1 protein-coding gene is annotated in these 2141 nt (G+C 69.2%); it reads left to right on the top strand.

The window, feature by feature from the left end:
* The coding region (locus tag MJ797_RS00005; RefSeq protein WP_239328197.1) for a DUF6531 domain-containing protein at nucleotides 1–2141 on the top strand (2141 nt) is incomplete at both ends.

The following is a 2141-nucleotide window of genomic DNA, read 5'->3' on the forward strand; positions in this document are numbered from 1 at the left end:
CGCGCGGGGAGGGCCTGAAGCTCGTCGGCGCCGGGCTGCGTGCCGTCGGTGGTGGTGTGCTGCGGCAGGGACGTAATGTTGTCACGGCGATCCCGCATGCGCTGGCGGAGGCTGGGGGTATCCGGGGTGCGGTTCGGGACCCGCGGCTGTTCGCGCGGGCGGCGCACTGCCGGTTCGTCGGGCGGGATCCGGTGGATATGGCCAGCGGGCAGATGATTCTGCAGCAGGTTGACTGTGAGCTGCCTGGTCTGTTGGCGTGGGCGTTGCAGCGGACCTATCTGTCGTCGTATCGGGCGGGTCGCTGGTTTGGCCCGTCGTGGAGTTCAACGCTGGATCATCGGCTGGAGATCGACGGCGAGGGGGTGTGCTATGCCGCGCCTGACGGGGTGCTGCTGGCCTATCCCCATCCCGGGCCTGGTCAGAGCGTGTTGCCGGCGGAGGGCCCGCGCCTGCCCTTAACCCGCGAGGAGGATGGCGCGTATACCGTGGCGGACCCGGCGGCCGGGCATATCCTGCACTTCGCGGTGCCGGCCGAGGGTGCCCGGAGCGTGGTCCTGCCGCTGGCCGCGATCGTCGATCGTAACGGTCACCGTGTGGATTTGGGTTATGACGCCGACGACGGCACTCTGGCGGAGATCCACCATTCGGGGGGGTACCGGCTGGCGGTGCAGACCCGTCAGGGGCTGGTCACGGCGGTGCGGATGGTGGGGGCGGCGTGGGAGCCCGACATTGAGATCGTCCGCTATGGGTACGACGCGGGCGGACGGCTCACCGAGGTGGTCAATTCCTCGGGTCAGCCGTTGCGGTTCGGCTACGACGCCGAGGGGCGGATGATCCGCTGGCTGGACCGTACCGGCACCGAGTACGTCTATACCTACGATGCGGCTGGGCGGGTGGTGCGCACCGCGGGTTCCGCCGGCTGCCTCGACGGGAGCATCGCCTACGACACCGACCGTCATGTCACGGTGGAGACGAACTCGCTGGGGCAGGCCACGGAATATCATTTCACCGCGGCGATGCAGCTGCGGCGGCAGGTCAATCCGCTGGGCCATGCCACGACCTACTCCTGGGACCGCTACGATCGCAAGCTGGCCGAGACCGACCCGTTGGGTCGGACCGTGCGCTATAGCTATGACGCCGACGGCAACCTGACCGAGGTCATCCGCCCGGACGGCGCCCGCGTCACAGCGGAGTGGAACGGGCTGCGGCTACCAATCACGCTCGTCGAGGCGAACGGTGCCCGCTGGGAGCGATCCTACGATGACCGCGGGAATTTGACCGCGGTGGCCGACCCGGCCGGGGCGCGGACGGCTTTCACCTATGATGACCGTGGTCGGCTCACGGCTGTCACCGATGCGCTCGGCCATACCCGGCGGGTCGAGACGGATGCCGTCGGCCTGCCGGTCGCGGTCACCGATCCGGCGGGGGCGGTCACCGCCTATGAGCGGGACGGGTTCGGCCGCGTGGTCGCGGTGACCGACCCGCTCGGTGGGGTCACCCGGTTCGGCTGGACGGTGGAGGGGAAACCGGCGTGGCGGGCCCTGCCCGGCGGTGCGACCGAGCGGTGGGCCTACGACGCCGAAGGCAACCTCGTCGAGCACGTCGACGCGGCCGGTCTGGTGACCCGCACCGAGGTCACCCACTTCGATCTGCCGGCTGTGCGGACCGGCCCGGATGGGGCGCGGCTGGCCTTCACCTACGACACCGAACTGAGGCTCACGGCCGTCACGAACCCCCACGGGCTGGTCTGGCGGTACGACTACGACCCGGCTGGGAACCTCGTGCGGGAGACCGATTTCAATGGCCGCATCCTCGCCTACACCCATGATGCCGCCGGTCAGCTCGTCGCCCGTACCAACGGTGCCGGCCAGACGGTGCGGTTCACCCGTGACCTGTTGGGTAACGTGGTCGAGAAACGTAACGAACATGCGGTGACGACGTTTGCCTACGATGCGGTGGGTCGGGTGACGCGGGCGACGAACATGGATGCCGACTGCACCGTCGAACGGGATGCTCGTGGCCGGGTGTTGGCCGAGACCTGTAACGGTCGGACGGTCTCCTCAGCCTACGATGTGCTCGGTCGGCGGATGCGGCGGGTGACCCCGTCCGGGGCGGCCAGCGTGTGGGAGTACGACGCGAAC

The organism is Protofrankia sp. CiP3, from assembly GCF_917627345.1.
Taxonomy (GTDB): Bacteria; Actinomycetota; Actinomycetes; order Frankiales; family Frankiaceae; genus Protofrankia.